The following is a 26,726-nucleotide window of genomic DNA, read 5'->3' as shown; positions in this document are numbered from 1 at the left end:
ATTATGGATGGAGCTTTAGAAAAATCTATTTCATTTATTTTATTTATAATTATAGGAATAATTTTAAAGAAGAAAATTTCTACAGGTGATGAAACAAATGGATTAAAAAGTTTAATATTAACCTTAGCTTTACCTGCTACCATTTTTATTGCTTTATTAAAAGTAAAAGTTGATGGAAATTTAATTTTATACCCAATTTTAACCTTAGGTTTTAATGTAATTTTATTTGCAATTACACCTGTTTTACTAAAATTTATTGGTGTAGATATACATTCAGCTAAAGGTAGAAGTGCAAAACTTTTAATACCTTCATTAGCTCCTGGGTTATCTTGCTTTCCTTTTATTTTAGAGTTTTTAGGCGATGACGCACTAGCAAAAACTGCAATGGCAGATTTAGGAAATAAGTTTTTTGTGCTGTTTTTATTATACCTAGTCGCTTTAAAATGGCATTATAAAAATGCGGATTTTGAAGCGAATTCTTTAAAATCTAAACTAAAAATGCTTTTTAAAACATTGCTTTACGAACCTGTAAACATGTTTATAATAGTAGCTTTAGTTTTGGTTTCTTTTGGAATAACTATAGATAAATTACCTAATTTCTTATCAATAACTTTAACAAGATTAAGTTTTATTATGACGCCTTTAGTTTTAATATTTATAGGATTGGCTGTAAAAATTAAAAAGCAACAATTTTTTCAAATTCTCTCATTGTTATTATTAAGAGCATCTTTTACATTATTTTTAATTGCTGGTATTATTTTCTTTGTAGATTTAACCATTCAAAAAGACATTTTAGTAATGATTGCTTTTACGTTGAGTTCTGCTAGTTTTTGGCCTTTTGCTCATATTTCTGCAATTCATTTTAAAGAGAAAAAAGAAAATACAGAAGATAGAACCTTCGATCCTAATTTTGCTTTGTCAATTTTAGCACTTTCTTTACCAATTTCTGTATTACTAATTCTTGGAATTCTAACTGCAGGAAATACTTTTGCAGAAATTAATTCAATTTTAATATTAGGAGGAATTTTATTTTTAGTTGGAATTATTTTTCCAATAATTTCTAAAATTAAAAAGAACCTAACTTTTACTTCTAAAAAGGATAAATCAATTATTAAAGAAAATAACATTCAGTTTATGACAGATAAATAAATGTCAGAAATTCAATTTCACAAAACAATACCCTTTCATTATAATGAAAGGGTATTGTTTTGTAAGCTATTTTTAATTAAAACTCCAATTTTTATAACTGTTAGAGCTTTCTAATTTATTTTCTAAAGAATCTTCTAATTCTTTAAAGAAATCAATACCTGTTAATGCCTCTATTTTATCTACAGAAACCACAAATTTATACAAAGGAAAATTAGAATCTTTATGAGGCATTAAAAATGCCAACATTTTAATTCGCCCATTTGTTTTGTCTAAAATTACTTTGTAAAACTGTTTTGGCACAGAAACAGCTTCACTACCAATTGTTTTTAAATTATTTTCTAAAACACCTCCTGTAATTACAAAAACACCGTCATTTTTTTGTGCCCAATAACGTACTTTTTGTTCTAAACGATTCCAAATACCAGCATTAAAACTATGTTTTTGCGGACTGATATTACTTGTTAAAAAAGTTTCATCATGTGCTTCTTTGGTAAATTTTCTATCTCCTGCAGGACATAAATGTCCTTTGTCATAACCCGATTTTTTATAATTACGCCAATGTGCAGCTTTTGTTTCTACAGCTTTATCAATTTCGAAATAAGGTCTTTTGTAATTGGTTTTGCTTAAATGATTTGCTTTTAACTCATAAGCAACCCATTCTGCTTGTTCGTGTTTCTCGCTATAGGATAATGAATAATTTTGATGATGCACAACTTGGTTTGTTGTACTTGTTGGTAAAAAATATTGATTTGTAGTTGCTTTTGGTAGCTCACCATTTTCTATTATACCATTTTCTTTTTTAGCATCTAAAAGTTCTTCAGAACCTAAAACAGCTATTAAAATGATGATTGCAATTATAGAAAGTAGTTGTTTTTTCTTCAAGATGATTTTATTTGTGATTCTTAATTGTAGCAAAGATATTGAAGTAAAAAAGTAGGATCTACTTTTTTAAAATACTCTTTATAATTTTTAAATGATGGTTTGTATGTATATCAATAAAACGGATTACTCTTTTCTTTTGTATATGACCGAATATTGGATGTCTAAAATAAGCGTTTTCATTTAATTCTTTAATTTCTTTAATATGTTTTCTTGCTTCTGCTAATTGTATAATAATTGCAGAATCTAAAATAACTTCTGGTGGTTTTACATATTTTGGTGCTTTGGCTTTTCCTCTTGGAAAGAAACCAAGTTTAAAAAATAATTTTCCGAGAAAACTAAAGTTATTTCGAAATAATGTTGGGTCTGAACTCTTCATACTAATTACAACAGCATTTATTACTTTTAAACTATGGTCTATATGCCATGCAACAGCTGCTTTAGAAATAGTTACATCTATGCTTTTACTATGTGGAATATAACTTTCTAAAGTTTTTAATCTGTTTTCTAAGGTTGAAATGTTTATAGTTTTCATTCAGAATTTATATTGTTAGTATTTAGTATTATAAGTATTTATTAATTTGATAAGACATAGATTTTACTATATCTGATTTGTAACCAACTTTATAAAACTGAATAACACCTTTTTTGTCTATTATTATGTTTGATGGATATGCTGTTACATCAAATTTTGATTTAAGCCAACTACCACTATCAACTATCTCATAAGTAAAAGGTATTTTCTTTAAAAAAGAAGCTATTTTATATTCTTCATCTAAAGCAATTGCTAAAAACTCAACATCTTTTCCTTCAAATTCTTTTTTTAATCTATTCAAATCAGGGATTTCCTTTTTACAAGGCGGACAAGTAGTAAACCAAAAATTTAAAACGACTACTTTACCTAAAAGGTCTTTGCTTTTAATTTTTCTTCCATCGATAGTTCTAAATGAAAAATTAGGTGATTTTTCTCCAACTTTGTTTTTTGCTAATTCCTTATATTTATTCCCTTTTTCTTCTCGTTTAGCAATATATTGTTTTTGCTCTTCTTTTGTTCTTACTGTAAAGCCTTCTATACTATAGGTAGATTTTGGTGCTTTGCCATATGATATGTTTTTTGCAGTAACAGTATAACGTCCAAAATATTTACTTATACCAGAATATTTTAAAAGAAAACCTTCTGTATTAAATTGCTTGGTATATTTTAATCCAAAACTTTTTGTAGTATATATTTTTTTAATTTCTCCTTTTAACGTGGTTTCATATATCTGACAAGGAAAACCAAGAATATTTTCTATTGGTTCATCTAATAAAACAACCTTTGTTGAGCCTTTTCTAAATTTTGATTTTATAGCAACTTTATCATTTTTATAACTTCTACAGTTATAAGAAACCTCTTTATTATAATCAAAAATATAAAAGTATTCTAGATTTAGAATATTCGTAAACCTCTTTTCTATAAGTTTATTCTTATTAAAAACAACAACTATTTTCTTTTTATAATTTGGTGATTTTTTTTGTTTTTCTGTAAGTACTTTTTCATAAGCGACTTCGTATGTAATGATAACATCTCTTTTTATATTTTCTGCATTGGGATATTTCCATTGAGAGAAAACATTACAAGTTATAGATAGTAAAAAAAGTAAGCAGCTTTTTAATAATATTTTTTTCATAAAACAAATTTGAATGTAATATAAAAAATATTTGCAAAATAGGAGTTGTATAAAGTACTTAACTAAATGTAATTCTTAAGAATTTGTTGCTCGCGTTAAGGATTGAACGGTTTGTTTGAGCTCTTTTTGTTTTTTCAACAAAAAAGCGAGTAGTGAAAGCCTGTTAAAACGCCCAAAAAGAAAAACCCTTTCAAATGAATGAAAGGGTTTTATATATATTTTACAATCTGAAAATGAGATTGCCACGTCATTACTTCCTCGCAATGACAGCGATGTTTAAAATTCTAGTTACTAGTAACTAAAAAACAACTATTTAGTATCTATAATGTTCTGGTTTGTATGGACCTTCTACTGTTACACCAATATAAGATGCTTGGTCTTCACGCAACTCAGTTAACTCAACTCCAATTTTAGCTAAGTGTAATTTTGCTACTTTTTCATCTAAATGTTTTGGTAACATGTACACATCGTTTCCGTAAGCTTCTTTATTGTTCCAAAGTTCTATTTGAGCCAATGTTTGGTTTGTAAATGAGTTAGACATTACAAAACTTGGATGCCCAGTTGCACAACCTAAGTTTACTAAACGTCCTTCTGCTAAAATGATAATATCGTTACCAGAAATGTTGTATTTATCTACTTGAGGTTTGATAGTATCTTTTGTATTACCATGGTTTTCATTTAACCAAGCCATATCAATTTCGTTATCGAAATGCCCAATGTTACATACGATTACTTTGTCTTTCATTGCTTCGAAATGACGACCTTGAATAATATCTTTATTACCAGTTGTTGTAATAATAATATCAGAATTTGCAACAACTGTTTCTAATCTTTTTACTTCAAAACCATCCATTGCAGCTTGTAAAGCACAAATTGGATCAATTTCTGTAACCGTTACAATAGAACCTGCTCCTTTAAAAGAAGCTGCTGTTCCTTTACCAACATCTCCGTAACCACAAACAGTTACACGTTTACCTGCTAACATAATATCTGTTGCTCTACGAATTGCATCTACTGCAGATTCTTTACAACCATATTTATTATCAAATTTAGATTTTGTTACAGAATCGTTTACATTAATGGCTGGCATTGGTAAAGTTCCTGCCTTTACTCTGTCATACAATCTATGAACTCCTGTTGTAGTTTCTTCTGATAAACCATTGATTCCTGGAGCTAACTCAGGGTATTTATCTAACACCATATTTGTTAAATCTCCACCATCATCTAAGATTAAGTTTAGTGGTTTTTTATCTTCTCCAAAAAATAAAGTTTGTTCTATACACCAATCAAATTCTTCTTCAGACAATCCTTTCCAAGCATATACAGGCGTTCCTGCAGCAGCAATTGCAGCAGCAGCTTGGTCTTGTGTAGAAAAAATATTACAAGAACTCCAAGTTACCTCTGCACCTAAAGCTTGTAAAGTTTCTATTAAAACTGCTGTTTGAATGGTCATATGCAAACAACCAGCAATTCTAGCTCCCTTTAAAGGTTGTTCATCTTTATACTCTTCTCTTAAAGACATTAAACCTGGCATTTCTGCTTCTGCTAATGTAATTTCTTTTCTTCCCCAATCTGCCAAAGAAATATCTTTAACTTTAAATGGTACGTAAGCTGTTGTTGTGCTCATATTATGTATCTTTATATTCTAATTTTTGCGATTGCAAAGTTACAACATAGATTTTAAAAAAGTATGCCTCTTTACAAAAGTTTAACGGTTAACAAAAACACTAAAGTGCTGATTTGGAAGATTGAAGAATCTTTTAATCAATTAAAAACAAACATTTTACTTACAGATAAAAGTCAGAGTCGTTTAGACGGAATGAAATCTGACTTACATCAAAGAGGGTTTTTAAGTGTGCGCCATTTACTTAAAGAAGTTGGTTATTCTGATGCCGATTTAATCTATGATGAATTTGGGAAACCGCATTTAAAAAACGGAAAACAAATTTCTATTACGCATTCGTTTACATTTTCTGGCTTAATTATTTCTGACGATAAACAACCTGTTGGTATTGATATTGAAATGCAACGTGATAAAATTTTAAAAATCGCGCATAAATTTACACCGATAAAAGAATATAATACCATTGCAAATCATGATGCTTTAATAAGTAAATTAACCATTGTTTGGGGAGCTAAAGAAAGTTTGTACAAAATATACGGAAAGAAGAAATTGCGTTTTTTAGAAAACATCTATATAGAAGATTTTAAATTTTCTGATAAAAAAACTACTGGAGAAATTAGATATAATAATGAAACCACTTCTTATAAGATTCAGTTTTTAGAGTTTGAGGGTTTTACTTGTACTTATGCTTATGATAATTAAAAAACAAATAAATAAACCATCTGGTTTAACTACTGAAGCTATTTTCTCAATTATTGAGGTACAATTAGCAGGAGCTTATAAGTTCATAAGGATTTCAGATTCGCGATTAAATATTAAAAAACAGTATACCTACTCTTTTTCAAACTATCGAGAAGTAATTCATAAACAAATGGATTTTAGAGATACTGGATACTTTATTGTAAATAACTATTCTATACTATTTATCATTAGCCTGAGAAAACAACTTTTTTTCTGGCTGATTTTATCAGTAATAGGTGTACTTATTACTTGGAAATTGTGGGAAACCTCTCTTTTAATCTCAATCTTTCTGATTGCAACACCAATTTTAATATTTTGGATTATAAAAATCATTGAATTAAAAAGATTCATGTTAAAAAAAGTTGAGGAAATTGAACAAAAACTAGGTAATTAAAGAAAAGAATTCATCGAAGTCACAGTATAAATAATCAGTATAGATAAATTCGTATTTTCGCAATTGTGAATATTTACCAAAACATTTTATCAGCAAAAAAAGAAGGTAAAAAACTGTTGGCAGTTTTGATTGATCCTGAAAAAATAGAATTAGAAAATGTTCCGTCTTTTTTTGAAAAAGTACATCAATCAATAGCAACTCATATTTTTGTTGGTGGAAGTACAGATGATAACCATCAAACAGAAAATGTAGTAATTGCCATAAAAAAAGCAACACATTTGCCTGTTGTTTTATTTCCTGGAGATGTTTCTCAAATCACACAAAAAGCAGATGGAATTCTATTTTTAAGTTTACTTTCTGGCAGAAATCCAGAATATTTAATTGAACAACAAATTAGAGCTGCTCCTTTATTAAAAAATGCCAATTTAGAAATTTTACCAACAGGTTATATTTTAATTGATGGAAAAAAAGAAACGGCTACTCAAAAAGTAAGCAATACAAAACCAATAGCTCAAGAAAATTCAGAATTGATTTTAAATACTGCTTTAGCAGGAGAGTTTTCTGGGAAAAAACTAATTTATCTAGAAGCAGGTTCTGGAGCGACTGAGGCTGTCAGCCAAAAAATTATTACTGTAGTGAGAAATAATTTATCAATACCTTTAATTGTTGGTGGTGGAATTCGCTCTAAAAAACAACTTGAGACTGCCTTCAATGCTGGTTCAGATTTAGTAGTTATTGGAACTGCTTTTGAAAATGATGAATCTTTTTTTGAGGATTTAAAAAGCACTAAATTTACCGAATACAATTAAAACAAAATGTTAGAAATTTTTGAATCTCTTTTTGGACACTATAGAACTTATGAAACAATAGATGTTGTTTTAGAATTTGTAGCCATCATTTTTGGTTTTTTGTCTGTTTGGTATTCTAAAAAGAATAAAGTTTGGGTTTTTCCTACAGGTATGGTAAGCACATTAATTTTTGTGTATCTACTTTTAAAATGGGAACTTTTAGGCGATATGATGATCAATGCTTACTATTTTGTTATGAGTATTTATGGTTGGTATATCTGGACTTATAAAAGTGATGGCGAACACGAAACACCAATATCTACAACTACTTTAAAAGAGAAAAAACTAAGCATTTTAATTTTTATAGCAACTCTAATTTTTGTGTACGGAGTTTATACTTATTTCGAAAAATGGACAAGTTGGACTGCTTATGTAGATACATTTACAACAGCTATTTTCTTCGTAGGAATGTGGCTAATGGCTAAACGAAAAATAGAAAATTGGATTTATTGGATTATTGGTGATATTATTTCTACACCTCTATATTTTTACAAAGGATTCACATTTACTAGTTTTCAATATTTAATATTTACTTTTATAGCAATATCTGGTTATTTAACATGGAAAAAGAGCTTAAACAAAAACCTATAAACTTAGTAAAAGTTGTTTTATTCGGACCAGAATCTACAGGAAAAACAACCCTTTCTCGTCATTTAGCACGTTATTATAATACTGTTTGGGCACCAGAATTTGCTCGTGAATATTTACAGGAAAAATGGAATAACGAACGTAAAACGTGTGAAGCAGAAGATTTACTTCCTATTGCAATTGGACAAATGAAATTAGAAAATAAATTGGCAAAAAGAGCTGATAAAGTTTTAATTTGTGACACAGATTTGTTAGAAACCAAAGTATATTCTGAAGAATTTTATGGCGGTTTTGTAGATAAAAAACTAGACAAAGCAGCAATTGAAAATCAGTATGATTTATATCTTTTAACTTATATAGATACTCCTTGGGAAGAAGATGATTTAAGAGATAGACCAGAATTACGTTTAGAAATGTTTAATGCTTTTGAAAAATCTTTAATAAACAATAACAGACCTTATATTTTGTTAAAAGGGGATAAAGAAACACGATTAAAAAATGCGGTTGAGGCTATTGATAAAATTATTGCTAGCAAAGAAAACTTATATTCTTTTTCTGATTCTTTACAAGATATAGACATGCATTTTATGCATCAAAATTCTGATGATTTTGGAAACTTTTATGATTATTAAAAATACATTTGTTCTAAATATAACTGGCTATGAAAACTATTAAAACTAAACTTATAATTACCTTTCTCTTTTATTCTCTCTTCTTTAATGCTCAAAAATTAGAAGTTATCAATAAGGATAACATTTTTCAAACATCAGGAAAAGTTATAAAGAATAGTATTTTAACGATTCCGAGTGATTTTGTTTATATGGGAAAAGAAATATCGAATGATTGGAAAAAAACAGGTTATTATGTAGGTGGAATTGTTGGTCTAATAGCTGTAGACAAAGTAACTACAAACTTCCTACACAATCACTTAGAACCACACTTAACCTATAAATTACCAAAAATTTCATTTATAAAAGGGAGAACAGATCATAAATGGTTAGTTGGCGAGAATGCATATATGTCATATCCTATTATTGGTAATTATTTATTTTCATTTTTCACAAATAAAGAAAGGGGACAATATGCTTCTATTAATGCTTTAAAAGCAATACAATACGCTACAATTATTACACAGTTAGGCTTAAAAACAATTTTTGGAAGAAATAGACCAAATAGACCTTTGTCTGAAACTGCTATTGAGCCTTGGACGAATAATAATTGGGATTTTTTTAATAAAAGAAAAGAATATCTTTTTGCAAGTGCAGAAGCATCTGCTTTTCCATCACTACATACAACAGCTTACTTTGCTATTGCTAAAGTTTTTCAAATGGAATATGATAATTATTGGATTCCTTATAGTTTTATGTCAATTGTATATATGGCGGAAATGAAAAAACACAATCATTGGGTAAGTGATTTAGTTGTTGGTGGAATTGTTGGAACATTAATAGGAAAATCGATAGTTTTAAGTAGCTGGAAAAAAAGAAATATAAATGGTGTAATCAAAAAAGAAAAAAATATTTCTTTCAATATTGTTCCTCAATACTCTAATGAATATACTGGTTTGCATATAGTTGGGACTTTTTAATTCTATGAATTCTTCTACAATTCTAAAAGAATTAAATTTTAAAGCTACAAGAAGTTCTGGTGCTGGAGGACAACATGTAAATAAAGTGTCTTCTAAAATTGAATTGACTTTTAATTTAAAAAACTCTCTTGCACTTTCTGAAAGAGAAAAAGATTTTTTAATAATTAAACTACAATCTAAATTAACCAAAGAAAATAAGCTTATCTTATTTTGTGATGAAACCCGTTCTCAATACAGAAACAAAGAGCTAGCAATTAAACGTTTTTTAGAGTTGATTTCTAAAAATCTTATTAAAAATAAAAATAGAAAAGCTACTAAACCGAGCAAAGCTTCTATTAGAAAAAGACTAGAATCTAAAAAGAAACTTTCAGAAAAGAAAAACAATCGTAGAAAAATGTTATAATTTGTTTAACAAAGGTTTATCAGTTTTATAGTATATTTATTTTTTTAATTATTCTATCATGAAAACCTTACTTTCAATTCTCCTTTTTTGTTTTACCTTTTTCTCTTTTTCTCAGAAAAAAACCCTTGATCATGCTGATTTTGAAATCTGGAATAGTATTAAAAATACTACAATTTCACCAAATGGAAATCACATAATGTATTCGCTAGAAAAAGGTGAAAAAGACAATTTTTTAAAAATAAAAGATACTAAGTCTAACCTTATTTTCACTTATAATCGTGCTTCTAAAGGAGTATTTTCTTATGATTCTCAATTTGCCTTTTTCACTATAAAACCATGGAAAGATAGTATTACAGAACTAAAAAGAAGAAAAGTTAAAAAGAATAAAATTCCTAAAGATACACTTGGTGTTTTTGATATTAAATCGAAATCGTTAATAAAGATTGGAAACATAAAATCGTATAAAACTCCCTTAAAATGGAGTGGTTTTATTGCTTATCAATTTGAAGTAAACTCAAAGAAAAAAGAGACAAAGAAAAAAGATAAAAAGACCAAAAAAAAGAAAGTAAAAAAGGTTAGTACAAAAAACGGATACCATCTTGTTTTAAGAAACTTAGCTACCAAAAAACAAGATACTTTTAAATTTGTAACTCAATATACTTTTGCAGAAAAAGGAAAGTTTCTTGCTTTTACATCAACAGGAAAAACAGAAAATGACGAATCTAATGTTTATGTTTATGACATAGAAAACAATAAACTGACTGATATTTATCAAAGTAAAAAAGCAAAATATTATCAACTAAACTTTAGTAAATCTGGTAAGAAATTAGCTTTTGTTGTAGATACAGACACTACTAAAATTCAACAAAGACCTAATAAATTATATTATTGGTCTACAAACTCTAAATTGGCAGAAAAATTGGTTGATAACACCCAAACTCCAAAAGGATATAAAGTTTCTTCTAATGGTAGAATTAGTTTTTCTAAAGATGAATCAAAATTATTTTTTGGATTAGCTACTCCAGAAATTGTAAAAGACACCACGTTAATTTCTGATGAAATTGTAAATGTTGAAGTTTGGAATTATAGCGAACCTCGTTTATATACAGTACAAGAATTGCAAGTAAAAAATGACAAAAAGAAATCTTACCTAACAGCCATAAACCTTAAAAATAAAAATTTAGTACAAATTGCAAATATAACCTATCCTAATGCAAGATTAGGTAGTGAAGGAAATGCTGCCTATGCATTGTTAGAAAATCCTACTCCCTATTTATTACAAAGTCAATGGGATGCATTACGTTTAAAAGACATAGCAATTGTAAATATTGAAACTGGAGAAAGAAAAAAAATAATAACAAAAATTTCTTCTTCTAGTACAAGAATAAGTCCAAATGGATCGTATGTTTTTGGATACAATAACGTTAAAAAAACATGGTTTACTTATAAGATTTCTACTTCAGAATATAAAGAATTAACTACCAATAAAGTTTTTTATAATGAATTGCATGACACTCCTTCTAATCCAAGAGCCTATGGTGCTGCTGGTTGGACAAAAAATGACGAATCACTAGTATTATATGATCGTTTTGATATTTGGAAATTTAATCCTGATACAGGCAAAGGAACCAAAATTACAAATGGAAGAGAAAACAACATCGTGCACAGATACATTAAATTAGATAAAGAAGAGCAATTTTTAAATTCAAAAAATAAATGGCTGTTTTCTACTTTTAATGAAAAAACAAAAGCTTCAGGATATTATCAATACAATCCAAAAAATAAAAAAGGAAAACAGTTAATAGAAGGTGATTATAATTTCTCAAAGATTCAAAAAGCAGCTTTAGCTGATGCTATTATTTATACTAGAGAATCATTTACAGAATTTCCAAATATTCGTTATTCTAATCTTAATTTTAAAAAATCATCAGTAATTAGTAATGCTAATCCACAACAAAAAGAATACAATTGGGGAACTAATGAATTGGTAAATTGGATCTCATTAGATGGTAAAAAATTAACAGGAATGTTAGTGAAACCAGAAAATTTTGATCCATCAAAAAAGTATCCAATGATTGTGAATTTCTATGAAAAAAGTTCAGATAGATTACATAGACACATTGCTCCTTCTCCAGGAAGATCTACAATTAACTATAGTTTTTATACAAGTAGAGGCTATGTTATTTTTAATCCAGATGTTTATTATAAAGAAGGTTACCCAGGTGAAAGTGCATACAATTGTGTAATTCCTGGTATTACATCTTTAATAGAAAAAGGTTTTATAGACAAAAATAATATTGGTGCACAAGGACATAGTTGGGGTGGATATCAAGTAGCATATTTGGTTACTAAAACAGATATTTTTAAAGCTGTAGAATCTGGTGCTCCAGTTGTAAATATGATTAGTGCTTATGGTGGAATTCGTTGGTGGACAGGTCTTAGTAGACAGTTTCAATACGAACATACACAAAGTAGAATTGGAGGAACTCCTTGGGAATACCCTTCACGTTATATAGAAAACTCACCAATTTTTAATATCGACAAAATTAATACCCCTTTACTTATTTTACATAATGATGCTGATGGACATGTACCTTGGTACCAAGGAATTGAATTTTTTACAGCATTAAGAAGATTAGGGAAACCTTCTTGGTTTTTAAATTACAATGGAGAACCACATTGGCCATTAAAAATGCAAAACAGAAAAGATTTTAATGTAAGAATGGCTCAGTTTTTTGATTATTATTTAAAAGGAGCTCAAAAACCTGTATGGATGGAAAAAGGTGTTCCTGCCATAGAGAAAGGAATAAACCAAGGTTATGAGTTAATAAAAGAAAAGAAATAAAAAAACACGTTTGTTGTTTTGTATTTCAAAATTCTGTTATAGCTTTGCAACGTTCTCATAAAGGGGTGCTTTAAAAAGCTGAGATCATACCCAATGAACCTAGAACAGGTAATGCTGTTTAGGGATTTGAATGTTTTACCAAAGAAAGTATCAATATTTTTTTATACTTTTCTTGTTACAACAAACACTAATTATTCAATATTTATTACAAGAATAATGACCTCTTTTTATTCGTTTTAAATTTTTTAAAATGAAAAAAATTACCATTTTTTTATTCTTGTTTGCAAGTATTATTGCAAATGCCCAGACATTTACACTTAAAGGAAAAGTAGTAGATGAAAACAAGGAATCTTTACCAGGAGCAACTATTTTGGTAAAAGAAACAGAACAAGGAACATCAACAGATTTTGATGGCTTATTTAATGTAACATTAGCGAAAGGTAACTACACTATTCAAGTTTCTTTTATTGGTTACAAAACAGTTTCTAAAGAAATTTCGTTAACTAAAAACAACGAAATTGAATTTTCTTTAGTTCCAAATTCAACTATTTTAGAAGAAGTTTTGGTGTCTGCAACAAGAGCTAGCTCTAAAACACCAATTACATTTACTAATGTTACTAAAAAAGAATTAGAATCTAGAAATTTAGGTCAAGATTTACCTATTTTATTAGACCAACTTACTTCTGTTGTAACAACATCTGATGCAGGTTCAGGGGTAGGTTATACAGGTTTGCGTGTTCGTGGTTCTGATGCGTCCCGTATAAACGTTACTCTAAATGGGATTCCGTATAACGATGCTGAAAGCCAAGGAACTTATTGGGTAAATATGCCCGATTTTTCTTCTTCTGTTGAAGATATACAATTACAGCGTGGTGTTGGTACTTCTACAAATGGAGCCGGTGCTTTTGGGGCTAGTTTAAACATTAAAACATTAGAGCCTACAGAAAAAGCTTATGCAACAACATCACATACATTTGGGTCTTATAACACAAGAAAACATAATGTAAGTGTTTCATCTGGGTTAATAAATAATTTTTATGCAACAGCTCGTTTATCTAAAATAGCTAGTGATGGTTATATTGATAGATCTAGTGCTGATTTAAATTCTTATTTTTTAGAAGCAGGTTATATTACAGACAAAACTAAGTTAAAAGTAATGGTTTTTGGTGGTCATGAAATTACACAACAAGCTTGGTATGGAACACCTGAAGCTGTTATAAATGGAGATGAAGACGGAATTCAGTTATTTTTAGCTCATGAAGGATATTCATTTTCTGATGACCAAATAGCTAACTTAGAAAATAATCCTGATAGAACTTATAATCACTATACATATGATAATGAAGTGGATAATTATAACCAAAAGCATTATCAATTACATTTAGATGAAAAGCTTAATGATTTTTACACATTAAATATTTCAGGTAATTACACTAAAGGTGAAGGCTATTTTGAACAATTTAAACCACACGAAGAGGCTGGAGATTATTTCCCTAATAGTTTAGATGCCGATGACGAAGGAGAGGTTATTAGAAGAAGATGGTTGAGTAATGATTTTTACGCTTTAGTTTCTTCTTTAAATTATAAAAAAGAAAAATTAAATCTAACATTAGGTGGAGGAGCAAATGTGTATAAAGGAGATCATTTTGGTGAAGTTATATGGGACTCTTTTCCTACTGCACAAATAGCTTATGAAGAAGAATATTATTTTAGTGATGCACAAAAAACTGCTTTTAATACTTACTTAAAAGCAGAATATAAAATAAATGAACATTTTTATGCTTTTGGAGATGTACAATATAGGTTTATAAACCATGAATCTAATGGTATTGATTCAGATTTGAATCCTGTTAATTTTAATGAAAAATTTAACTTCTTTAATCCTAAAGTTGGTTTAACATATACATTTAATAAAGAAAGTAGTGCTTATGCTTCTTTTGCTGTTGCAAACAAAGAACCTAGCAGAAGTGATTTATCAAGAATAACAGCAAATGCTGTTAAGCCTGAAAACCTTCAAGATGTAGAAGTTGGATATAAATTCAGAAATCCAAAATTAACCCTTTCTGCAAATGTTTATTATATGAATTATAAAGATCAGTTAGTAGCAACAGGTGCTGTTGATGATGTTGGAAGTTCTATTAGAGAAAACGTAAGCGAAAGTTACCGTGCAGGTATAGAATTACAAGTTGGATATAAAATTTCAGATAAATTTAGACTAGACGCAAATGCTACCTTTAGCCAAAATAAAATTAAAAATTTTAATTATATTATTTTTGATACTCAATATGATGATGCTACTTGGAATTGGGTATCAACAGAAGCTGTTGTAACAGAATTTAAAGATGTTGATATTGCTTTTTCTCCAAGTATCATTGCAAATGGGATATTAACATATTCGCCGGTTAAAAATTTAGATTTAAAATGGATCTCTAAATATGTTGGAGATCAATATCTAGATAACACGGGGAATACTTCTAAGCAAATTGATGCTTATTTTGTAAATAACTTTAATGCCTCGTATAGTATTAAGCCTTCTTGGATAAAAGAAGTTTCTTTTAATCTTTTAGTAAATAATATTTTAAGCGAAGCGTATGAATCTAATGGTTATACGTATAGTTATTATTATCGTCCAGCAGGTTCTAGTGATCCAGCTATAACCGAGAATTTTTACTATGCGCAAGCAACTAGAAACTTTTTACTTGGTGTTACCTTAAAGTTTTAATATTTTCTAAAAATAATGAATCGATAAAAAATGCTTTTTGATTTAAAAACTACATCTATCAAAAAAAGTAATGATGAGTCTCTTAAAAAAGCTTTTAAACGGTTTTTAGAAAGACCTACAGAATACAGAAAAGAATTCCTTCAAACGCACTATGATTATGTGTTTGATGGGTATTCTTATTTAGGGCAAAAAGATAGTAAAAATCAATATGAAACAGATTTATTACATTCTTTTGTACTCTCTAAATTTACTACTAATCAAAAATTTCCTAAAGAATTTCAGTCGTTTTTAACAAATGAATGGAAACCGATTGTAGCTAAAGTAAAAGAGATTGAATTAGAAGTAATTAAACAATTAAATATTCCTGATTTAAAAGATTTTTATACAGATACTATAGGACACATGGTTTCTTGTAATTACTATCCAAAAATAAATCGTAAAGTTGAAACCGCTAAACTTAGGCTTTCTAAACACAAAGATGTTTCATTATTTACTGTTTTTGTATTTGGTGTAGCTAATGGTTTTTCTTACGAAAATAGTTTAAATGAAAAATTAAATTTAGGATCAACAGATAATATCATTATTTTTCCTGGGTATTTGTTAGAGTTTTTAACTGAAAGAAAATACAAAGCATTAGAACATCAAGTAGATTTTACTCAAAAAAATGAGGAACGCTTTTCATTTGCTTTTTTTTCGATACCGAAACCAAATCAAGATTTAATTTTTAACAATACTAAATTTACAAGTGATTTCTATTACAACAAATATTTATCGTTATTTTAAATGAACTTATACCTAGAACTTTTTGCTGTAATATTTGGTTTAGCATACCTATTTTTTTTGATTAGAGAACAAATTATTTGTTGGATTTTTGGAGTATCATCTTCATTAATAAGTATTTTTTTATTCTATAGAACTGGCTTATATTCGGAAGTTATCTTGTATGTTTATTATGTTATTATTGGAGTATTTGGGTTTTTACATTGGAATAAATCTATAAAAAACAAAAATTTTCTAATAACAGATTTATCAATAAATACTTATTTATTCCTTATTCTATCAGGAGAAGTACTGTCTTTAATTTTGGGATTTATTTTTAATACTTATACAGATGCTAGTGCTCCATATTTAGATGCACATACTACAATATTTAGTTTTATAGCAAGCTATTTAGAAGTAAAAAAGTATATCTCTTCTTGGAAATTTTGGATTGTAATTAACGGTATCACTATTATTTTATACCTTGGTAAAGACTTAAATATTTATACAATTTTAACTGTTGTTTACTTAATTTTTTCTTTTGTAGGTTATAAACGATGGAAAGAAAAAATGGCACTACAATAATTTTTTATTTTATTTCGAAAATAATCAAGAATAAAAATCCCAAGTTTAGACTTGGGATTTTTTTTGTTAAATTCAAGTGTTTTTAAAATTGAAAAAATCATCCAAAAAAACTAACTTCTCTAACAACAATTATAAGTAGTTAGAACAAAGATCATAACTATCTTAAGTTAGCGAATCTAAAAAAACAGGGTAAAAAAGTAAGTAAAACTAATTCTTTTTAGCTTTTACAAATTATTATACTTCTGTAACGTTGTGAAATGTTGGTGAATTTTCGGTAATACTTCCAGCTCCTTTTTTATTAATTTTAAAAGTAATATCTTTTGAAGTAGTAAATAAAAGCACAGACAAAAAAGGGTTTTTAAGGTGCGTTTTTATAACCTCTACAACTTCTTTTAAGGTCATTTCTTTTTCAATATCTTCTATTTCTCTTGGTCTATAACTAAACTTAAGTAAAACTTTTTCTTTAGAAGCTAATGGTCTTACAAAAATATTTTTCAATTCTTGTTTACCAATAGTTTTTGCCATTGTTAATTTGGCAAATTCACCATTCTGTATACTTTCGTTTACATGTTTCCAAAAAACCATAAACACATCTTCATATAACATAAATAACTTATTTAGGCTCTAACAATAATACTATTTTATTAAAATCTGCAGCACTGTTTATTACGGTTCTATAATCTTCATAGACCGCAACAGGAACATAATTCTCTCTATAATGTTCATCTGCAGTTACAGTTAATTTGTTGCCCTCTAACTTGTAAAAAGATTTGAAAGAGAATAATTGTTTACCGTCTTTACTATATGAATTATCAATATTAATATCATCTAAATTGGTAATTTTATAACCTTCAGGAATATTTAAAGTTAGGGTTCTATAATAACTTCTATGAAACTGTTCTTCTAAAGGTAAAACTCTTTCTTTTTCTTGATACATTTGTATTTGCTGCCCAATTAAATCTCCTAACTTAAACAAATACTTTTTACCTGCTTTTTCTACAAATGCTTCTGTAGTAAAGTCTACAACAAATTGTAACGGTTTAATTCCAAATAATTCAGAATCATCATTTACCAACTTTTTATTGGTAATTTCTAAATCTTTAGTAATACTTTCCATTATTCCTTCTACTAATTCATCTCTATCTTCTCCTTGAATTAAATGCATAAATGGTTGAATATTCATTGCATAATATCCGCTGAAAGCTCTGTTAAAATTAATACTGTTTTCTGTTAAATCATCTTTATTAAAATCTATAGTTACCTTCATAACATCTATAGTTTCATCAACTTTAACAGGCTCTATATATTTTATTCTACCAACTGCAGATTTGTAATCGCCAATAACAACTTCTTTAATAAACAAACCATAATTATCGGTTTTATATGGCATTGGAAAACCATATCTTGTACCAGATGCATTTGGAGACAAATACTTATTCGATTCTGGAAAATAGAGTAAAAAATCGGTTAAAAAGTTTGTAGCTTCAAACTCTGTATCGAATTTCATTTCTTTTCTATCTGTAGTTAACACTAATTCGTGTTTTATACTTAGAGTTCTTAAAACAGCAATATAAAGTTTTATAATACCACTTTCATTTGCTACTTTTTGAGTTAAAATTTTATCTAAATCTTGTAATTCATCATTATAAACATCTTGTAAATACAGATTTGTTTTTATGTAAAAATCTAGTTTTCTTATAATGGTTTCATTATCTGCATTTTCTGGAAGTTCTAATTCTTTAATAAATTTTTTTATTAGTCCATTAGTTATAGTTGTGTAATCTGGATAATAGGAAACATATAAATTTTGAGAAATTTTACTATAAGAAATAATATCTATAACATTAGTAGCAAGGTTTTTATCTAATTTATAAACAATAAATTTTCTAGATGCATTATAGGCTGCTTGGTATTCATCTTCTAATTTTTTTACTTTATTTACATATAATTGATAATGTAATTTTTCTGTGGTTAAGGTATCTTTTTCTACCTTTTTTAAATTGTTGAAACTCTTTAATTTAAACACTAAATTTTTTGGTGAAAATAAATCGAATTCTACTTTTTCTTTCTTATAAGAGTCTTGTATATATACTTTTTTACCTGTATAGTTTGGAGGTCTTTTTACCACGTACATGTACTCTATAAAACTACCTTTGGTTATACCTTCTAGTGCATAATATTTATAAGTTCTACCTGTTTCTTCATCTTCTGCTGTTAAAATTTTAGATTTATCTAAGTTAATTAATTTACCTTCTGGAGTAATAACTCTTGCTTTATTTACCTGTAATTCTGCTTGTGCAGAAAATGGTAAATAAATTTTGTTATTCTCTTCTATTGCATCATCAGAATTTAGCCATAAAACCTTATGTTCTAAAAAATACTCTACTAAATTTGACTCTTGAAAATAAAATTCTGTAACTGTTTTTTCTTTTACAGCTATCATATCTTCTGTAGATTCTTTAGCTACTTTATAACTTGGGGTTGTTTCCCAATCATAACTTTTAAAAAAAGGTTTTTCTTGTGCTACTGTAATCTGTAAAGCAAATAATACTGCAAATAATACCTTAAATTTTATCTTCATAATTCTATTTTATTCTTTCTTTAAAACTACAATTTCTTTGTAATTTTTTTCAATTTTTTTAATCTGTTTATTTACTATTTTCTGTTGCTCTAAACTTAAAACCAAAAAGTTTAATTCTATTGTATGATTGTATATTACATAATTTTCTTTTTCTGAATATGTAATTTCTGATGTTAAATAATCGCTTGTTACTTTTACAGCTTCTGGTATATAATCTACTTTATATCCTTTAGGTATTTCTAGTTTTGTAGTATAACTAAAATACCTTTGATAATCGTATTCTATAGCATTTTTACGTTTTTTGTCGGTTTTGTAAAAAGATAAATCTTTGTTTAAATTTAAGTTAACGTAAATCTCATTACCTAATTTTTTTGAATAATTCTTAATTTCAAAATCATAATCAACAATAAAATCATTATCGTAATGATACTTGTTAATTTCTTTAAAACTATTAATTAGAAATTTATTATTTCCTTTAACAAATTTATTATTGTAGAGTTGTTTTATTTTAGTTTTAGAATTCTCATCTTCTAAATTATGAAAAAGGTCTATTTTAGGATAACCAGAGATACTAGTTTTAGATGCTCCTAAAACACTTCCGTCTTTAATTTTTATTGCTGTAGTATCTATAATTGCATTTATTTTAGCAGCTATAATTGGTACTTTTTTAATTTTAAATTCTTTTCCGTAAGAAACTAAAGCTTCTTTTCCTTGAATAAAAGAAGTTGGAATTCCGAATTTAATATACCTACCTGTTGCATCTAAATAATAAGTTTTTCCATTATTTTCATAAGAAAGTATCATATGATTATCTACTACTGGTGTTGGCATTTCTTTGTAGGTATAAGGTATATCTCTTGTGCCAATCCAAGTTAAGTTTCCTTTTACCCCAGCAATTTCTAGCATTCTATATAAAATACTTGAGTTGTCTTTACAATCTCCATATTTTTTTCTAAAAACTTCATTAGATTCTCTTGGTATAAAACCTCCTAAAGCGTACTCAAAAGCAATGTATTTTATGTTTTTTTGAGTCCAATAATAAATAGCTTTTACCTTTTCTAAATCTGTTTTTTTATCAACTGTAATTTTATTAACTAAAGCTACTAATTCTTTATTTGGTGCTTCTGTATTAACGTTTTCTACCAAAGAATAATACCAATTATACAATTCTGATACATCACCTAATAATGGTTTGTTTTCCTTTTTATTTTTGTAAGAATTTATAATAGGCACTATGTGTGGTAAAATAGTTTTATAAGTTGGCGTATTTGCTTCAAAATCGAATTCTTTTTGATTATTTACTACCCAAGTATAAATTATTTTCTTACGTTTTTCTTCTTGTGTAAATTTAATCTGATTATCTACAATATTAAATTTTCTAAATTCTAAATTTACGTTTCTATCTGCAATAATAGTTACCTTATTTTTCTTTATAGGAAAGTACTCTCCAAAATAAAAAGGGGTTAAAAAACGTGGGTTTTTAATTTTTTGTGAATATTTTAATTTTGATTTAGATCCTTTTTTTAAATTAGGATACACAAAGTTTAACGATTTTGTATCATCATAAAAAGAGCTATTTAAATCGTCTTTTTGGGTAAATTTTTCTACTGCTTTTTCTACATATTCATTATTCTCAAAAGATAATGTAGATGCTTTTACTTCATTCAACTCAAAAAAAGCAGAGAAACTCAAGGTGTTTTTAGAGTTATAAGTAGCAGCTTCATTTAAATACAAATCTTCTTCTATAAATTCTTGATTGATTTCTAAACCTTCTTTTGTGGCTTCTATTGTAATAATAGTTTCTTGTTGCAAACGAATTCTTGCAGCTTCTGGGTGTAGTTTTTTATACTTTAAAAAATCTGTAGAATACTGTGCATTTAAACTTATAAATACAAATAAAAAAAACGTAATTAAACCAAATCTATAAATTTTGAACCTTGTATATATTTCCATTAAAATATTCCTTTTTTGTAATTAGTTTTCCTGCTTCATTGTAAAAGAAAGCCATTCCATGTTTATGATTATTGGTGTACATGAATTCTTCTTTTTTATTTCCGTTTATATAATATACAATTTGTTTTCCTTGGTTTTGTCCATGAAAATAATTGGTTTCTTTTTTTATTTTTCCATTAGAAAAAAACTCTTTTCTAAGGCCATGATAATTACCATATAAGTATTGAATTTCTTCTAATAAAACACCATTATAAGAATACGATTTGTAAGTATTTACAAAATCTCCAAATTTGTATTCCATGGTTTTTGACGGTTTTCCATTATCGAAAAAGGCTTCAATTTTTCCAGTTTCATTTTCTAAAGGAATCATTGCAATTTCTATTCCGTTTTTATTTAAATAACTATATCCTATTAATTCTCCATGATTGTAAAAACGAATTAACTGTAATTTACCTGAAGGATCATAAAACTCATGTTTTCCATGTTTTTTCCCTTCAAAATATTCTATAATTGCTTTTTTAGCTCCAGTATTATAATATTTTTTACTAACACCAACTTCTAAATCATTTTCAAAATTGTATTCTCCTTGTATTGTACCGTTTTTATAATAATTTGTTATTTTTCCTTGTGCATTTCCTCTAGAATAATTGGTTACACTTTCTATATTTCCGTTTTCGTAAAACCATGTCCAAAGTCCGTTTTGTTTTCCATTTAAATAATTACCAGTAATTTTTTTATTTCCATTATAATAAAAAATTTCATAGCTACCATGTTTTACCTCATTAACGTAAGAGATTCTCGTTCTTGCATTTCTATTGTAATGTTTAGATTCTAAAACAATTTCTTTTTCTTTAGATGTATAAACTATTTCTTCAAACAAAGTTTCGTCTTTCTGAAAGTTTTTTTCTGAAATTAAATTACCAAATTTATAGAAAGATGATGATATTAATTTACCATGTTCTCCAAAGGTTTTTTGAACACCATTAAGATTTCCTTTATGAAAAAAATTAATTGCACTTAAGCTTCCATCTATATTATAATATTTCCATTCACCATGTTGATTTCCTTCTTTATACCAACCTTGTGCTTTCATTTTACCATTAATATAATTACCAACATAATAACCATCTATAATATCTTCTTTATAAGTTGTAATATTATCAATGTTTCCGTTTTTAAAGTAGGTAAAATACTCTCCTATAATTTTATTCTCTTTAAAATTACCTTTATTAGTTAACACGCCATTATTTGTGTAAAACGTCCATTCTCCAGATTTTCCTCCAGAAATATCATACAAACCTTCTGTTGTTTTATTTCCTTTAGGAGAAAATCCTTCGTAATAAAACTCGCCACTTTTCTTTTTACCGTTCTTTAAAATTGAACCCTCTTTTTTATAAAAAGTATAGGCTATTATTTCTCCTTTTCTGTAGATATATTCGTAAAATAATTTACCATCTGTATCGTAAAATTTATACAAATTATTTAAATTTCCTTTTTTGTAAGTAAACTCGCTATTTAATGTTCCATCTGCATAATAAGTTTTCCATAAACCATCATAAGCACCATCTAAACTTTGACCTATTTCATTTATTTTACCATTAGAATGATAGGTTTTATAACTTCCACTTAATTCATTATTTACATAATTTATTTCTGAAGCTATTTTTTTATTATAATGATAAGATGTTTGTATTCCACTCTTTTTTCCTGCTACATAATATGTCTTTTCATATACATCACCATTTGCATAAAACTCTAGAACTTCCCCATCAATTTCTCCATTTTTATATGGAATTTGAAATTCAAGAATTTTTTCACCAACATCAAAATACGATTTATACATTCCTTCTAAAACACCAGAATTAAAAAATTTTCTTTGCACTAAAGCTCCTTTATTATTGTAATACTCATATTTCCAATGTAAAGAGTCGTTTAAATAATTTGCATCTATATATTTTTTACCATTATTATAGTAAACTAGATTTTTACCTTCTAAAATTCCATTTTTATAAAAAGCAGTTTCTTTAACTTTATTTAAGGCAGCATACCAAATCCATTTTCCTGTTCTTTCTCCTAAATCATCAAAATTACCTTCTGCAGTTAATCTTCCATTCTCATTATAAAATTGCCAAAAACCAACAGGTTTACCATATTCTAACTTACCAACTGCATCTACGTAAGAATCTGTATATTCATAAGTAACTTCTTGTAGTTTACCGTTAAATATTATTTTGTTTTGCGCTACTTTTTTTGACCATTCTTTTTTTGATTCTGCTAAAAAAGCAATAATTTCTTTCGTTTTTTTATTTATTATTTTTTTATAATCTTCATTTTCTATAGAATAGGTTAGGGTGTAAATAAAATCATCAAACTTATTGTTTTGAGCAATCCATTTATAAAATGGAACATAGGTTTTTGTCCAAAAATTACTTTCACCTTCAAAGTTTTTTAATTGCTCAATCATTGCATGGTTTTGTTTTACCAAAGCAATTTTTATAGGATTATTTATTTTGTAATTTGCATTTAAAGCTACTTTACTACTCAACACTAAATCTATATCTTCAAAAGAGTCATCTTCATCATCTAACTTAATATTTCTATTTCTTTTATTTGCATTTTTAGCTTGTACAACATTGTTTAAAGATTGTAAAACTGTAAAAGCATTATCTGCATCTGGCTCTAAAAGTAAATACATATTAAAACACATTAACGCTTGTGTAAAACGTTCTTGTTTATAATATATGTTTCCTATTTGTAAGTGAGGTTTTGTATAACTAGGATTTAACAAAATTGCTTTTTTATAAGCATTTACTGCATCATTTAACTTTCCTTGAGTTTCTAAAGCATGCCCTTTATTAAACCATAATAAAGCATTTTTTGGATAAATTTGGAGTCCGTCATTATAATTTTCTAATGCTTCATTGTCTCTTTTTAAAGCGGACAAAGCAACACCTTTATTTGCATAGAAGTTTGCTTTAGAATAATTATGAACAGAATTAATACCCTCGTTTACAACACTTAAAGCTTCTTTATATTTCTTTAATTGTAATAAATAGTAAGATTTTGAAACTAATAAAGAATAATATGCAGAATCGTTTTTATGTATTTGATTTATAAGTGTTATTACATTTTCATTACTAGTTTCTTTAGATATTTTTTGAACAATTTCACTATAATCTACAAAAGGAACTTTTTCTTGTGAGAAGCAAAAATTTGCCACAAGTAACACAGCAATTAATATTTTTTTCATAAAACTAAAATACTAAAAAGCGCTCATAAAAACTCTAGTATTAACGTTTTTATGAGCGCTTTTTTATATAAAATAATTTCTAAGAATCTATTCTACCAACAGCGCAACTTACAAATGATTTTGCTTTATGTATTACTGTATTTTTATCTCCAACTTCTGGGTAACCTAATTTAGATAGTTTTGTCTTAATTTCTTCAATATTTTCTTTTTCTGATGCTATTGAAACTATTGATTTTTCTATATCAATATCTACTTCATTTACGCCTTGTATTGCTAAAATTCCTTTTTTAATAGTTGCTGCACAACCACCACATTTTAAATTTTCTATTTGTATATCTGCTTTCATTATTTCTTATTTTCTTTTTTCCATTGATTATAACCACCTAAAATATTATAGACTTTAAAACCTTTTTCTTGTAAGATTTTAGATGCTTTTTCACTTCTATTTCCTGTTCTACAGTATAAATATACTGGTTTATTTTTATCTAATTTACTAACGGATTTTTCTGTAAAATTATTATCAAAATAATTAATAAAAACAGCCGATTCTATATAACCAAATCTTAATTCTACTGGTGTTCTTACATCTACTAATTGAATTTTATCTTTAGATAATAATTCTTTTACTTCTAAGGTAGAAATTGTTTTTATTTCTTGTGCATTCACACAATTAGTAAAAAGCAAACTAGTAAAAAAAATAAATACTAAGTGTTTCATCATTTTTATTTTAAAGTTGATGGACAAACTGCTGCTGTTCTTTCAATATTTGTATTTCTTACTGCGGCATAACCACCAGCAACATCAATTACATTATGATAACCCCTTGCTTTTAATATAGAAGAAGCAATTACAGAACGATATCCTCCTGCACAATGCACATAAAAATCTCCTTTTTTAGGAAATTCTGAAATATGTTCGTTTAAAAAATCTAAAGGTGTGTTTTTTGCAACCACAATATGTTCACTTGCATATTCTCCTGGTTTTCTCGCATCAAAAACCAATGCATTTTCTTTAATTTTTTCTTCTAACACCTCTGCAGAAACAGATTTTAAAGTATCAAATTCTTTACCTGTTTTTCTCCAAGAATCAAAACTTCCTTCTAAATAGCCTATAACATTATCAAAACCAACTCTAGACAAACGTGTAATAGTATCTTCTTCTTTTCCTGCTGGAGTTACCAACAAAATTGGTTGGTTAATATCTTTAATTAATGCACCTACCCAAGGTGCAAATCCTCCATCAATACCAATAAAAATAGATTGAGGAATAAAGCCTTTTACAAACTCTGTTTGATGACGAACATCTAAAACAATGGCTTCTGTTTCATTTGCCAATAGCTCAAATTCTTTAACTGATAAAGGCTTTGCACTATTTTTTAAAACATCATCTATACTTTTATATCCTTCTTTATTTAATTTAACATTTAAAGGAAAATAAGCTGGAGGTGGTAATAATCCATCTGTAACTTCTTTAATAAACTCTTCTTTAGTCATATTTACTCTTAAAGCATAATTGGTTTCTTTTTGATTACCAATTGTACCTACAGTTTCTTTACTTAGGTTTTTACCACAAGCAGAACCAGCACCATGTGCAGGATAAACAATAACATCATCTGCTAAAGTCATTACTTTATTACGTAAACTTTCATATAAAAAACCAGCCAAATCTTTTTCTGTAATATCTCCTTTCTGTGCTAAATCTGGACGACCAACATCTCCTAAAAACAAAGTATCTCCACTAAAAAGCGCATAATCTTTTCCGTTTTTATCTTTTAATAAAAAACAAGAACTTTCCATAGTATGACCAGGAGTGTGTAAAACAGTAATTGTAATATCTCCTACTTTAAAAACTTGATTATCTTCAGCAATTATTGCATCGAAATTGGTTTTTGCTGTTGGACCATAAACAATTTTTGCTCCTGTTTTTTCTGCTAAAGTTACATGGCCACTTACAAAATCTGCATGAAAATGTGTTTCAAAAATGTATTTTATTTTTGCATTATTTTTATTGGCAGTATCTATATAGTCTTGTACTTCTCTTAATGGATCTATAATAGCAACTTCTCCATTGCTTTCTACATAATAAGCTCCTTGAGCTAAACATCCTGTATAAATTTGTTGTATAATCATTTTAATTCTTTATTTTTT

23 protein-coding genes and 1 riboswitch are annotated in these 26,726 nt (G+C 27.4%); of the genes, 12 read left to right on the top strand and 11 right to left on the bottom strand.

Annotated features, from left to right (window positions below):
* Nucleotides 1–3 precede the first annotated feature (3 nt).
* Nucleotides 4–1,149: a permease gene (locus ABJG40_RS08120; RefSeq protein ID WP_348024082.1), complete on the top strand. Its 1,146-nt coding sequence runs from the start codon at nucleotides 4–6 to the stop codon at nucleotides 1,147–1,149.
* 72 nt (nucleotides 1,150–1,221) lie between these two features.
* On the opposite strand, the gene ABJG40_RS08115 is transcribed toward ABJG40_RS08120, so the two are convergent.
* The 4 genes from ABJG40_RS08115 to ahcY all read right to left on the bottom strand — a co-directional run bounded on the left by ABJG40_RS08115 (nucleotide 1,222) and on the right by ahcY (nucleotide 5,325).
* Nucleotides 1,222–2,031 carry a DNA/RNA non-specific endonuclease gene (locus ABJG40_RS08115; RefSeq protein WP_348024081.1) on the bottom strand — a complete coding sequence of 270 codons (810 nt, stop codon included), beginning with the start codon at nucleotides 2,029–2,031 and terminating at the stop codon, nucleotides 1,222–1,224.
* Between the two features lie 58 nt (nucleotides 2,032–2,089).
* Nucleotides 2,090–2,563, bottom strand: coding sequence for a DUF1569 domain-containing protein (locus tag ABJG40_RS08110; RefSeq protein ID WP_348024080.1), 474 nt, complete (start codon nucleotides 2,561–2,563; stop codon nucleotides 2,090–2,092).
* Between the two features lie 28 nt (nucleotides 2,564–2,591).
* On the bottom strand, nucleotides 2,592–3,698 hold the full coding sequence (locus ABJG40_RS08105) for a TlpA disulfide reductase family protein (RefSeq protein WP_348024079.1): 1,107 nt from the start codon (nucleotides 3,696–3,698) through the stop codon (nucleotides 2,592–2,594).
* Nucleotides 3,699–4,011: 313 nt separating this feature from the next.
* On the bottom strand, nucleotides 4,012–5,325 hold the full coding sequence (gene ahcY / locus ABJG40_RS08100; RefSeq protein WP_348024078.1) for an adenosylhomocysteinase: 1,314 nt from the start codon (nucleotides 5,323–5,325) through the stop codon (nucleotides 4,012–4,014).
* 63 nt (nucleotides 5,326–5,388) lie between these two features.
* On the opposite strand from ahcY, the gene ABJG40_RS08095 reads away from it, so the two are divergent.
* The 11 genes from ABJG40_RS08095 to pnuC (ABJG40_RS08045) all read left to right on the top strand — a co-directional run bounded on the left by ABJG40_RS08095 (nucleotide 5,389) and on the right by pnuC (ABJG40_RS08045) (nucleotide 16,795).
* Nucleotides 5,389–6,024, top strand: a complete 636-nt coding sequence (locus ABJG40_RS08095; RefSeq protein WP_348024077.1) for a 4'-phosphopantetheinyl transferase superfamily protein — start codon at nucleotides 5,389–5,391, stop codon at nucleotides 6,022–6,024.
* The gene (locus tag ABJG40_RS08090) at nucleotides 6,014–6,457 is read left to right on the top strand and encodes a hypothetical protein (RefSeq protein WP_348024076.1); all 444 of its coding nucleotides are present in this window, start codon (nucleotides 6,014–6,016) and stop codon (nucleotides 6,455–6,457) included. The genes ABJG40_RS08095 and ABJG40_RS08090 overlap by 11 nt, the downstream gene beginning before the upstream one ends.
* Nucleotides 6,458–6,519: 62 nt before the next feature.
* Nucleotides 6,520–7,266 (top strand): geranylgeranylglyceryl/heptaprenylglyceryl phosphate synthase, encoded by a 747-nt coding sequence (locus ABJG40_RS08085; RefSeq protein ID WP_348024122.1) that lies wholly within the window; start codon nucleotides 6,520–6,522, stop codon nucleotides 7,264–7,266.
* Nucleotides 7,267–7,272: 6 nt separating this feature from the next.
* On the top strand, nucleotides 7,273–7,896 hold the full coding sequence (gene pnuC / locus ABJG40_RS08080; protein ID WP_348024075.1) for a nicotinamide riboside transporter PnuC: 624 nt from the start codon (nucleotides 7,273–7,275) through the stop codon (nucleotides 7,894–7,896).
* A complete protein-coding gene (locus tag ABJG40_RS08075; RefSeq protein ID WP_348024074.1) occupies nucleotides 7,866–8,525 on the top strand; it encodes an ATP-binding protein in 660 nt (219 codons plus the stop codon). The genes pnuC (ABJG40_RS08080) and ABJG40_RS08075 overlap by 31 nt, the downstream gene beginning before the upstream one ends.
* A 29-nt stretch (nucleotides 8,526–8,554) precedes the next feature.
* On the top strand, nucleotides 8,555–9,481 hold the full coding sequence (locus ABJG40_RS08070; RefSeq protein ID WP_348024073.1) for a phosphatase PAP2 family protein: 927 nt from the start codon (nucleotides 8,555–8,557) through the stop codon (nucleotides 9,479–9,481).
* Between the two features lie 4 nt (nucleotides 9,482–9,485).
* Nucleotides 9,486–9,884, top strand: coding sequence for an alternative ribosome rescue aminoacyl-tRNA hydrolase ArfB (gene arfB / locus ABJG40_RS08065; protein ID WP_348024072.1), 399 nt, complete (start codon nucleotides 9,486–9,488; stop codon nucleotides 9,882–9,884).
* Between the two features lie 58 nt (nucleotides 9,885–9,942).
* A complete protein-coding gene (locus ABJG40_RS08060) occupies nucleotides 9,943–12,729 on the top strand; it encodes a prolyl oligopeptidase family serine peptidase (protein ID WP_348024071.1) in 2,787 nt (928 codons plus the stop codon).
* A gap of 50 nt (nucleotides 12,730–12,779) precedes the next feature.
* Nucleotides 12,780–12,871: riboswitch (TPP riboswitch) on the top strand.
* Nucleotides 12,872–12,979: 108 nt separating this feature from the next.
* Complete coding sequence (locus ABJG40_RS08055) at nucleotides 12,980–15,451, top strand: TonB-dependent receptor (RefSeq protein WP_348024070.1); 2,472 nt, start codon at nucleotides 12,980–12,982, stop codon at nucleotides 15,449–15,451.
* Between the two features lie 30 nt (nucleotides 15,452–15,481).
* Complete coding sequence (locus tag ABJG40_RS08050; protein ID WP_348024069.1) at nucleotides 15,482–16,234, top strand: 2OG-Fe(II) oxygenase family protein; 753 nt, start codon at nucleotides 15,482–15,484, stop codon at nucleotides 16,232–16,234.
* Complete coding sequence (gene pnuC / locus ABJG40_RS08045; protein ID WP_348024068.1) at nucleotides 16,235–16,795, top strand: nicotinamide riboside transporter PnuC; 561 nt, start codon at nucleotides 16,235–16,237, stop codon at nucleotides 16,793–16,795. It begins immediately after the preceding gene.
* Between the two features lie 234 nt (nucleotides 16,796–17,029).
* Here the strand turns inward: pnuC (ABJG40_RS08045) and ABJG40_RS08040 are convergent, their stop codons facing one another.
* From ABJG40_RS08040 to ABJG40_RS08010, 7 genes are all read right to left on the bottom strand, one after another.
* A complete protein-coding gene (locus ABJG40_RS08040) occupies nucleotides 17,030–17,401 on the bottom strand; it encodes a hypothetical protein (RefSeq protein ID WP_348024067.1) in 372 nt (123 codons plus the stop codon).
* A gap of 7 nt (nucleotides 17,402–17,408) precedes the next feature.
* Complete coding sequence (locus ABJG40_RS08035; RefSeq protein WP_348024066.1) at nucleotides 17,409–19,376, bottom strand: DUF3857 domain-containing protein; 1,968 nt, start codon at nucleotides 19,374–19,376, stop codon at nucleotides 17,409–17,411.
* A 9-nt stretch (nucleotides 19,377–19,385) separates the two neighbouring features.
* The gene (locus tag ABJG40_RS08030) at nucleotides 19,386–21,329 is read right to left on the bottom strand and encodes a transglutaminase-like domain-containing protein (RefSeq protein ID WP_348024065.1); all 1,944 of its coding nucleotides are present in this window, start codon (nucleotides 21,327–21,329) and stop codon (nucleotides 19,386–19,388) included.
* A complete protein-coding gene (locus ABJG40_RS08025; RefSeq protein WP_348024064.1) occupies nucleotides 21,298–24,579 on the bottom strand; it encodes a tetratricopeptide repeat protein in 3,282 nt (1,093 codons plus the stop codon). Before ABJG40_RS08025 ends, ABJG40_RS08030 begins: the two co-directional genes overlap by 32 nt.
* A 79-nt stretch (nucleotides 24,580–24,658) precedes the next feature.
* Nucleotides 24,659–24,925 carry a heavy-metal-associated domain-containing protein gene (locus ABJG40_RS08020; protein ID WP_348024063.1) on the bottom strand — a complete coding sequence of 89 codons (267 nt, stop codon included), beginning with the start codon at nucleotides 24,923–24,925 and terminating at the stop codon, nucleotides 24,659–24,661.
* Nucleotides 24,925–25,299 (bottom strand): rhodanese-like domain-containing protein, encoded by a 375-nt coding sequence (locus ABJG40_RS08015; protein WP_348024062.1) that lies wholly within the window; start codon nucleotides 25,297–25,299, stop codon nucleotides 24,925–24,927. The genes ABJG40_RS08020 and ABJG40_RS08015 overlap by 1 nt, the downstream gene beginning before the upstream one ends.
* Nucleotides 25,300–25,301: 2 nt before the next feature.
* The gene (locus tag ABJG40_RS08010; protein ID WP_348024061.1) at nucleotides 25,302–26,708 is read right to left on the bottom strand and encodes an MBL fold metallo-hydrolase; all 1,407 of its coding nucleotides are present in this window, start codon (nucleotides 26,706–26,708) and stop codon (nucleotides 25,302–25,304) included.
* Nucleotides 26,709–26,726 lie beyond the last annotated feature (18 nt).

The organism is Polaribacter sp. (assembly GCF_039939415.1).
Lineage (GTDB): Bacteria > Bacteroidota > Bacteroidia > Flavobacteriales > Flavobacteriaceae > Polaribacter.
This window is presented reverse-complemented; position numbering and strand designations above follow the sequence as displayed.

Coding starts and splice junctions, on each gene's coding strand:
- ABJG40_RS08120 (WP_348024082.1), top strand. CDS start 4: ATGGATGGAGCTTTAGAAAAATCTATTTCATTTATTTTATTTATAATT.
- ABJG40_RS08110 (WP_348024080.1), bottom strand. CDS start 2,563: ATGAAAACTATAAACATTTCAACCTTAGAAAACAGATTAAAAACTTTA.
- ABJG40_RS08105 (WP_348024079.1), bottom strand. CDS start 3,698: ATGAAAAAAATATTATTAAAAAGCTGCTTACTTTTTTTACTATCTATA.
- ahcY (WP_348024078.1), bottom strand. CDS start 5,325: ATGAGCACAACAACAGCTTACGTACCATTTAAAGTTAAAGATATTTCT.
- ABJG40_RS08095 (WP_348024077.1), top strand. CDS start 5,389: ATGCCTCTTTACAAAAGTTTAACGGTTAACAAAAACACTAAAGTGCTG.
- ABJG40_RS08090 (WP_348024076.1), top strand. CDS start 6,014: ATGATAATTAAAAAACAAATAAATAAACCATCTGGTTTAACTACTGAA.
- pnuC (WP_348024075.1), top strand. CDS start 7,273: ATGTTAGAAATTTTTGAATCTCTTTTTGGACACTATAGAACTTATGAA.
- ABJG40_RS08075 (WP_348024074.1), top strand. CDS start 7,866: ATGGAAAAAGAGCTTAAACAAAAACCTATAAACTTAGTAAAAGTTGTT.
- ABJG40_RS08070 (WP_348024073.1), top strand. CDS start 8,555: ATGAAAACTATTAAAACTAAACTTATAATTACCTTTCTCTTTTATTCT.
- arfB (WP_348024072.1), top strand. CDS start 9,486: ATGAATTCTTCTACAATTCTAAAAGAATTAAATTTTAAAGCTACAAGA.
- ABJG40_RS08060 (WP_348024071.1), top strand. CDS start 9,943: ATGAAAACCTTACTTTCAATTCTCCTTTTTTGTTTTACCTTTTTCTCT.
- ABJG40_RS08055 (WP_348024070.1), top strand. CDS start 12,980: ATGAAAAAAATTACCATTTTTTTATTCTTGTTTGCAAGTATTATTGCA.
- ABJG40_RS08050 (WP_348024069.1), top strand. CDS start 15,482: ATGCTTTTTGATTTAAAAACTACATCTATCAAAAAAAGTAATGATGAG.
- pnuC (WP_348024068.1), top strand. CDS start 16,235: ATGAACTTATACCTAGAACTTTTTGCTGTAATATTTGGTTTAGCATAC.
- ABJG40_RS08040 (WP_348024067.1), bottom strand. CDS start 17,401: ATGTTATATGAAGATGTGTTTATGGTTTTTTGGAAACATGTAAACGAA.
- ABJG40_RS08035 (WP_348024066.1), bottom strand. CDS start 19,376: ATGAAGATAAAATTTAAGGTATTATTTGCAGTATTATTTGCTTTACAG.
- ABJG40_RS08030 (WP_348024065.1), bottom strand. CDS start 21,329: ATGGAAATATATACAAGGTTCAAAATTTATAGATTTGGTTTAATTACG.
- ABJG40_RS08025 (WP_348024064.1), bottom strand. CDS start 24,579: ATGAAAAAAATATTAATTGCTGTGTTACTTGTGGCAAATTTTTGCTTC.
- ABJG40_RS08020 (WP_348024063.1), bottom strand. CDS start 24,925: ATGAAAGCAGATATACAAATAGAAAATTTAAAATGTGGTGGTTGTGCA.
- ABJG40_RS08015 (WP_348024062.1), bottom strand. CDS start 25,299: ATGATGAAACACTTAGTATTTATTTTTTTTACTAGTTTGCTTTTTACT.
- ABJG40_RS08010 (WP_348024061.1), bottom strand. CDS start 26,708: ATGATTATACAACAAATTTATACAGGATGTTTAGCTCAAGGAGCTTAT.